Source organism: Streptomyces sp. NPDC002306, from assembly GCF_053593435.1.
In genome coordinates this window covers 1-7,414 of the sequence record NZ_JBSFCK010000097.1, presented here as the reverse complement: position 1 = coordinate 7,414, position 7,414 = coordinate 1, and the positions used below count along the sequence as shown (strand labels likewise).

Genomic DNA, 7,414 nt, shown 5'->3' with positions numbered 1-7,414 from the left:
GCTCCCGGGCCACACCCATGACCTAACCCGCGGCCCGCACCCACAAGATCGTCCGGATCTGTGAGCGACAAGGGGCCGCGATCCTCGCCGACCACGCCAACACGGGCGCCGGCACCTGGCTCACCACCGGCCTCATCGGAACCCGCCGGTCCGCGATCGGCATGCTGGTCGAGCCCAGCACGCGGTTCACGATGCTGCTGCATCTGCCCCGCAGGGAAGGCTTCGGCACCCAACCATGCATCAAGAATGGGCCCGCGCTTGCCGACCGCAGCGCCGAGGCCGGCAAGGACGCGATCACCGCCACCATCACCACGCAGCCCGAGTAACTATGCAGGTCACTGACCTGGGACCGCGGCACAGAACTGGCCCAACACCGCAACTCCGCATCGACGTCGGGCTCCAAATCTACTGCGCCGATCCCCACAGCCCCTGGCGGCACGGCACGAACGAAAACATGAACGGTCTGCCGCGGCAGTACTTTCCGGCTTCTTTTGGGGATAACAGCGTTCGTGAAACGACCCGGGAATCCCCCAGGCAGAACCGATGACCGTCCACCGTGCACACCGTCACCAGCGCACCAAGACCTGGAAGGAGTCCCTCCGACCCGGACCGTGAAGCGAAACTGAACCGGATCAAGGAGGTCATGAACCGCTTCCCCGACCGAGTGTTCGCGTTCGACGAGTTCGGCCCGCTCGGGATCCGGCCCACCGCCGGTTCCTGCTGGGCCTGAAGCAAGCATCCCAACCGAGTGCCGGCCACGTACCATCGCACCCACGGGGTGCACTACGTCCACGGCTGCTACTCCGTCGGCGACACCCTCTGGGGCCATCAACCACCGCAGGAAAGGGCCCGCGAACACGCTGGCCGCGCTGAAATTAATCCGCGCCGCCCGACCCGACGACGCACCGATCTACGTCATCCTGAACAACCTTTCCGCCCGCAAAAGCGTCGACATCAGCCGCTGGGCCAAGAAGCACAAGATGGCCGACCTCTAAGTTCTGCTGGGCGTACGAACGAGGCTATGACACCAACCACCTGAGCATAGGGGTCGGATCCACCATATAAAGCAGATGCCCTCCGCCGTAAATAATATTTAGCTGAGAAGTTGGAATTTTACCCGCAAGCCACCTTGAATGCCCAGGCGGGCATACATTGTCAACCGCCCCATGAAACAGACGCACCGGGCGTCGGATTGAGCTGATATCGAAACCCCATGGCGTCACCAAAGCTATATCGTCATCGACCCATCCTGCGTCTCCGTTCCTGACACCATCGGCGACACTTGCCAGAATATTGGTTCGGATAGTCAAACTTTCTAATGCTCGCTGATCCACTGCAGGAAGCCCAGTCGACATGTCAGCAAGAAGAATGGTTGGATCTGCAGAGATGGCTTCCGCGTAGGGACCAAATGCCCCATGAAGAGCGTCACGCCCTGCGAGGGCTAACTGTATTTCCTGAGTAGTCGATGCCCCCATGTCTTGATAAAAGTCGAGCCCAGCCGCCCACACCGGGCCAATCGTTCCGCTGGTAGCCACCTTTACCACTTCAGGTAGCAGCGCAGCCGCAGCAAGAGCATGCGGGCCTCCACTCGAAATTCCCAGGATGGCAAAACGACTCAACCCCCGGCTAACGGCAACGCTTCGGATATCTCCTGCACAATCGGCGACACGTCGCCCGGGATTTGGGTCGGAACCGCCAAATCCAGGACGATCGTATGAGAGGAGTCGGACCCCCTCCCTGGCCGCAATGGCAGAGTAGTAATCGACTTCCAGTGAAGAGCTCGGAGAACCGTGTAGAAGAATTACTGGCCTCCCCGACAATGCCCCACTTTCGGTCACCCGTAGAATGCGCCCATCGGCAGTGCTTACATCGACAGTCCTAGCCGCAGCCGGACTAATACCGAGAACCGATCCGGCACCCACCCCAAAAGCTGCAGCACCCAGGTTCTGCATAAACCTACGCCGATTCATTAAAAGCCTTTCACGCGTACCGGAATTTGCTAAGCTTCAGCCAGAAAATACAGGCAATCCAACAAAGTGAAATCTGCAAACACTCGAGCCGTTCCACCCATTGGTACTGGGGCCCCTGTATGAGGCATTCGCGGACATCATTTGACGATTGGATCCATCAACGGGAAGCGTCGCCTTCCCGCTGCAGATGAGTTCATTGTTAGTCAATTTGTCAACATCAACGAAATGTGCCACGGCGTCCACGTAGTCGCCGGGAGCGAGGCTTAAGTCTACGTAATTCGCATTCCGCCCCTTGTGCTCCTCGGTACCACTGGAGTCATAGACTGCAGTATAGGCATCCCTAAGATCGTAGGCACCGTTTTCATCCGCTCCCTCGTGTGTGTTGAGAGTCAAATTTGGATGAGAGTATGCACTCCATACGGCCACGGGGCAGTTATTCCGATTGTCGTTCCATCTCTGATCGCCCACGCAATTTCGATTATCCGCACCCACGGCAAGTCGCTTCTTCTGCTTTAATGCGCTCGAAGCGGAGTGGACTTCTAAATCGATATACCCAGAAAGATCGGCAGATTGAGGGATGCTGAATTGGCAATCACCACGACTCATGTTCCATGTATACCTGCCAGCCCCATCGGGCTTGTGGCCGTATTCACAATCATTATCCGCCAGGTTTCGGAATTCGGTATCAGTAATATACACTCGATAATTCACGCTACCGGCAGCTGATACTGACGGCGCACCAGTCACTGCAGCCCCGGCAAGGCTGGCAAATACGACTGAGCATCTTAGGGCGTTTAGTAACTTCACGTAGATCCTTAAATTGTTTCCGTGTATCGCTGGGTAAAGACTTCCCTTCCCGTGCTTTTGGCGGGGATGCGGGAAGGTTAAGCGTTCCCTGGAAGTGCGTCTCTAGGTGCCTATGCGATAAATCTACTTACTATGGCACTTTGAGAGTTGACGGTCCCGGAAATGTTGCGACGCTGCCGTCTTTGCAATGGCTGTCCGCATGAGATGCGACCCAAAATATAATGAATATTAGTCCCCGCTGGTTCGTTATCTGCCGCATGCGCAAGCCCTGCTATCCAGCAACACTCACAGTGTCGAATTATCAAGGAAGTGTCTAGCGCGTTACTTGAGTATTGAGCACTCGTTTCCAGGAAGGCTCATGATGTGGTGCAAGCAGGGGATCGGCGTGCTCCAGAAGCGGGTTGCGTTCCCTGGCGTGCACCGACTGCTACCTACGCTTGGCCTTCCTACTCGCCCTTGTATCGTTCCTGTTCTGATCGGTAGGGGTGGGCGTAGGCAATTTGTTGAGCAGGGTGAAGGTCCCTGACCCCGGGGTTTGGACACCGGAGAGATTTGGATCTTGAGGGTCCAGGAGAGCGAAGTCCCTATGGGGACGAAGCACTATCCCGCTGCGTTCAAGGCGACGCGGTTGCGTTGTACCGGTCGCGGCCGGGAGCGACGATCAAGTCGGTCACCGGCGATCTCTGGGTGAACACCGAGACGCTGCGGAACTGGATCTGGGCCGCCGATGGGCCCGTCCGGGCGCCCACTCCGCACTGCTGTCCACTGCGCAAGCGGGCGGTGACGGCGTTCAGGCGGATTTGGGCGCTGCCCGAAAGGGGATCCGTGAACTGGAAGAAGAAACGTGGCATTCTCCGCAGGGCGGCCCGGTATTTCGCGGGAGAGACGCGCTGGTGAACCGCTGCTGGTTGGCCGCAGAGGGCCGCGAAGGACGCCTCACTGGTGAGACGGTTGTGATTTTCTCCCGCAGCGATGAGGAGAGCTGCCGCGCTGTCGGGGCCCACTCCGAAGACCTTGAGAAGGTCGGAGTTGAGAGCACGGATCGTGAGAGTGATCTGCTTCTTGAGGGGGGTGATCTGCTCGGACAGGTGGCGGATACGCACCGCCAGGAGTTGCAGGGCCTGGTGCACCACGCCGTGCTGAGGGTTGAGCTCGGCGCAGGCGGCGAAGAGCGCCGGGTCGCGCAGCGGTTCCAGCCGTTCACGCAGCTGAGGATCACCACAGACCAGGAACGCTTTGAGCTGGTTGATGGCCTGCGTGAGGGCGCTGACAGCAGAGGCCTTGACCATTTTGGCCACCCGGAGTTCTTCGACAGCGCCTTCGCTGTACTTGGGGTGGGTGCGGGCCGAGCCCTAGGACGCTCAATACGGGCTGTCCGCGGGGCCGGGTTGGGCACGCCCGGCCCCGTGTTGCAGAGAATAGCTGCTGTCCGACCTCCGTTGTGATCGCCTGTCGGCGACGGCGGGAAAGTGATCCAGAACCATGATTCGCCTGACACTGACAATCGCCTTGACAGAGAGTGGGAAGCGGCAGAAGCAGGACCTGGCGGCTTCGTGTCAGCGGGAGCGTGGCAGTGGTGGTAGGCCCGGAGTGCTGTTTCTGCTGGTGGCTGGCTCTACAGGGCGAGCGTCGCTGACACGGGGTGGCATTTCGTGGATTGACGGCCGTCATGAAACGGTATGTGCACGCGACCTACTGCCACGATGGCGGTACATCGCACGTGGAGGCTCAGTGCTGGGTGACGGTGCGTTGCTCACAACGGAGCGGCAGAGAAGTCGGAACGGCTTATAGCGGCTTCGCTGGCTCTGGCATGAGGTGGCGTCGGGGTCGGGCGTGGGGTGGGTTCCGGTGGACGGGGCTGGGAACGACTGTGCTGCGTTGGGTCGTTAGCCTGTCGGTATGTCATTGCGTGTCATTGCGGGTCGTGCGGGCGGCTTGATCACTCTGGGCGCCGCGGATGCTTTGTGGGCCGGTTTGACGGCCGGCTGTGCTGTGCCGACAGCTTCTGCGGTATTCACTTGCCCTCCTGCCGAGGTCCGGGCCGGGTACGTCGTGCTTGGCCAGCGTGCGGTGGTGATGGTGAAGGCGAGCGGCGGCCCGTGGAACGTGGCGGAGACTGAGGTGCGTCGGGCGGCAGTGGAACTGAGCGCGGTCGAAATGGACCGCCAGGATCTGGTCCGCATCGGTCCGTTCCGGGGCGTGCCGAAGCAGCATGACGGGGGAACGCTGCTGCGGTGGCGCTGGCGCATCACCCGGGAACTGCAGGAGTCGGGCGGCCCTGAGCGGGCGGCACGGGATGAAGACGGCCGGCTGTGCCATCTGGCGGGGATCGACTGGCGGCAGATCCTCGTGGAACAGACCCGCGACCGGACGGCGCGGACATGGTTGCTGCCGCGCGCCGTGGTCAGGCTGCTGGACGCGGCCGAGCACACCGAAACGCAGTGGCTGCACGCCGAGCGGACCCGTCAGGCAAACGTAGCCGTCACCAAGTCGCCCTCCCACCATGGGCAGACCCAGGCCGCTGGCAGCCGACACACGACGAGCCCCGACCGCCCAGCTATCCCACCGCCTGTCCCACCGCGCCCCTACAACGGGGAGCTGCACGGTCACCTGTACTCGGCACTCAGCAGGAAACCCGGGATCTCTCGCAAGGTGGCCGGGTGGACATGCGCCGTCTGCCGCACCGCACCCGCCGCCGTACTCGACCACTGCCACGAACACGGCTACGTCCGCGCCCCCGCCTGCCACTCCTGCAACACCCAAGAACGGCCCGACCACCTGTACAGCAACGACATCCGCGTGGCCAGCCACTACACACACCTCTTCGACACCCACGCCGCCGAATGGCTCCGCCACTGGCATCGCTGCCCCGGCTGCCGCGCCCGCACCACCCTGCCGCTGCCACACCTTGCTGCTTGGACCGCCTACATCGCCTGTCGATCACAGCGCCCGACGCACCGCGATGCCCGCGGCTCCCGCGGACGCAAACCCTGTGGTGTGCTGCGCGTGTCCTGGAGCGGCAGTCACCACGCGCCCCATTCCTGCCTGCTCACCGTCGCCGTCGACTTCTGTCCCTCCGGCGAGCACCGTGTCCTGGCGCAAGTCTCCTACCGCGAAGCCGTCGAACGGTTTGGCACCTGGCTGGCCGAGACCGCCCCTGACGTGGCTGCCGCGGCCGGACCCGACCGCCGGGATGGCCTCCCCGCCCACTTCCGGCCAGTCATCGCAGACACCAGTAGCGAGGGCCTGGGCCTGTTCTGAGCGACCAGTGGCGGACCCGGCATCAACCTCTGCTCGAACCAGTCCGTCATTTCATGCGCAAGGCCATTAAAGGGGTACATGTCACCCAGAGGGGATTCCGGGAAGCTGGCGGCTATTCCGACTCTGCTGCTCAATTCCGACGTGGCTTTGATGCGTGAATCGCGAGATCGTGCAGCGTCGCACTTCGTGCAGGCTGCCGCACGGAGACGGCTCAGCGTAGAGAATGCCGCCCGGCTGCGGCTTGCCGGATGCCACATACGGCAGAAAATCGAGCGGGCTGCACGCAGCTCCTCAATGAGCTTCGCTACCGCCGCCTCACCGTGCACCTTCCCGTGGCGTACGCGCAGCGATTGTTCGACGCCCGCAATAGCCGGTGCCGGCGACCAGGAGATGCGCGGGGCCGTCGCCGAAGGGTTGAAGGACATGTACTTCCGCGACGTCGGCACCCGCGCCATGGGCCTGTCGGACGTCGCCCTCACCGACATCGACCGCCTCGGCCTGGACTTCTGAACTCCCGCTGCACGCTAGACCGGAGAAGAACCCTGTGGTCGGTAGCCGGAGCCCGTTGCCGATCCCGGCCCCCTCAGAACCGGACGTGCACCTTTCAGCGCATCCGGCTCAAGCAAGCCACGAGGGCTTCGCAGGTCAGCAGGGTTATGTGGCCCGTTCGCCGTCGCCAGCGTGATGCTGACGGTGGCATTCGGAATGCACAAGGCGAAGGTTGGTCCGCTCCTCCGTGTCACCGTCTCGCCGGCAGGTGAAGTGATGCTTGTGGAGCATCTTCTTCGAGGCCGCGAACCAGACAGTCCGCTCGCGTGGACTGTCTGGTTCGTACTCGCTCCGACGATCAACGCCTGCTTGCAGAGAGGACAGAGCCCCTGCTGCCGGACCGCCAGGAGAAGACTCGTCTTGTCCATCGGGGGCGGCGCTTTCCTGCGGCGGCGGTCCCGCCAGTACTCGGTCAACGCAGGGTCGTCCGGGGACGCTCCGCCCTTGACGAGCTGGTGGCGGACGATGCCCGTCCAGGCGAAGTTGATGAGTTGCCGCGGTCGCCAAACATCCACCGATCACGCCGGGATAGGTGGAACTGGCCGAAGTAGCGGTCCACAACCCAGTACCTCGACTTGTTGCGGTGACGACGTCTGGCCCATTTGAAAGTCAGCCGCCACATGTAGTGATCCAACGACGAGAACGTCGTCGAGGACGCCACCGCCCGGTAGTAGGCCGCCCAACCGCGAACGATCGGGATCAGGCTGCGCAACACAGCCTCGGCATTCGTCTTGGCAGACTCCTGTGGAGGAAGGCGCCGCCCGGCTCGCGGACCTCATGCGGCACTACCAGCCCGATGTGGTCGTCACCTACGACGAGAACGGCTT

The 7,414-nt window shown here is 62.1% G+C and carries 6 protein-coding genes and 4 pseudogenes; 6 read left to right on the top strand and 4 right to left on the bottom strand.

Annotation, left to right across the window (positions count from 1 at the left end; all coding sequences use genetic code 11):
* The 3 pseudogenes from ACWCQK_RS41610 to ACWCQK_RS41600 form a co-directional block, all read left to right on the top strand.
* Window positions 1–134, top strand: a pseudogene (locus ACWCQK_RS41610) (IS5/IS1182 family transposase); the annotation flags it as partial.
* A pseudogene (locus ACWCQK_RS41605) lies at window positions 111–484 on the top strand (transposase); the annotation flags it as partial. The pseudogenes ACWCQK_RS41610 and ACWCQK_RS41605, both read left to right, overlap by 24 nt.
* Window positions 485–564: 80 nt before the next feature.
* Window positions 565–983 (top strand): annotated as a pseudogene (locus ACWCQK_RS41600) (IS630 family transposase); the annotation flags it as partial.
* A gap of 36 nt (window positions 984–1,019) precedes the next feature.
* Here the strand turns inward: ACWCQK_RS41600 and ACWCQK_RS41595 are convergent.
* Both ACWCQK_RS41595 and ACWCQK_RS41590 read right to left on the bottom strand, forming a co-directional pair.
* Window positions 1,020–1,952: an alpha/beta fold hydrolase gene (locus tag ACWCQK_RS41595; RefSeq protein WP_451164400.1), complete on the bottom strand. Its 933-nt coding sequence runs from the start codon at window positions 1,950–1,952 to the stop codon at window positions 1,020–1,022.
* Between the two features lie 1,439 nt (window positions 1,953–3,391).
* Complete coding sequence (locus tag ACWCQK_RS41590) at window positions 3,392–4,075, bottom strand: hypothetical protein (RefSeq protein WP_451164398.1); 684 nt, start codon at window positions 4,073–4,075, stop codon at window positions 3,392–3,394.
* Between the two features lie 601 nt (window positions 4,076–4,676).
* On the opposite strand from ACWCQK_RS41590, the gene ACWCQK_RS41585 reads away from it, so the two are divergent.
* Together ACWCQK_RS41585 and ACWCQK_RS41580 are read left to right on the top strand one after the other, a co-directional pair.
* Entirely contained in the window at window positions 4,677–6,038 is a 1,362-nt protein-coding gene (locus ACWCQK_RS41585) for an endonuclease domain-containing protein (protein WP_451164396.1), read from the top strand.
* 294 nt (window positions 6,039–6,332) lie between these two features.
* Window positions 6,333–6,548 (top strand): hypothetical protein, encoded by a 216-nt coding sequence (locus tag ACWCQK_RS41580; protein WP_451164395.1) that lies wholly within the window; start codon window positions 6,333–6,335, stop codon window positions 6,546–6,548.
* A 144-nt stretch (window positions 6,549–6,692) separates the two neighbouring features.
* Here ACWCQK_RS41580 and ACWCQK_RS41575 read toward each other — a convergent pair whose 3' ends face one another.
* On the bottom strand, window positions 6,693–6,818 hold the full coding sequence (locus ACWCQK_RS41575; RefSeq protein WP_451164393.1) for an HNH endonuclease: 126 nt from the start codon (window positions 6,816–6,818) through the stop codon (window positions 6,693–6,695).
* Between the two features lie 181 nt (window positions 6,819–6,999).
* Entirely contained in the window at window positions 7,000–7,302 is a 303-nt protein-coding gene (locus ACWCQK_RS41570; RefSeq protein ID WP_451164391.1) for a group II intron maturase-specific domain-containing protein, read from the bottom strand.
* A gap of 11 nt (window positions 7,303–7,313) precedes the next feature.
* On the opposite strand from ACWCQK_RS41570, the pseudogene ACWCQK_RS41565 reads away from it, so the two are divergent.
* Window positions 7,314–7,414: pseudogene (locus ACWCQK_RS41565) on the top strand (PIG-L family deacetylase); the annotation flags it as partial.

Bases quoted from the DNA above. Each gene is read 5' to 3' on its own strand.
- ACWCQK_RS41585 (WP_451164396.1), top strand. From the start codon at position 4,677: ATGTCATTGCGTGTCATTGCGGGTCGTGCGGGCGGCTTGATCACTCTG.
- ACWCQK_RS41575 (WP_451164393.1), bottom strand. From the start codon at position 6,818: ATGCTCCACAAGCATCACTTCACCTGCCGGCGAGACGGTGACACGGAG.
- ACWCQK_RS41595 (WP_451164400.1), bottom strand. From the start codon at position 1,952: ATGCAGAACCTGGGTGCTGCAGCTTTTGGGGTGGGTGCCGGATCGGTT.
- ACWCQK_RS41580 (WP_451164395.1), top strand. From the start codon at position 6,333: ATGAGCTTCGCTACCGCCGCCTCACCGTGCACCTTCCCGTGGCGTACG.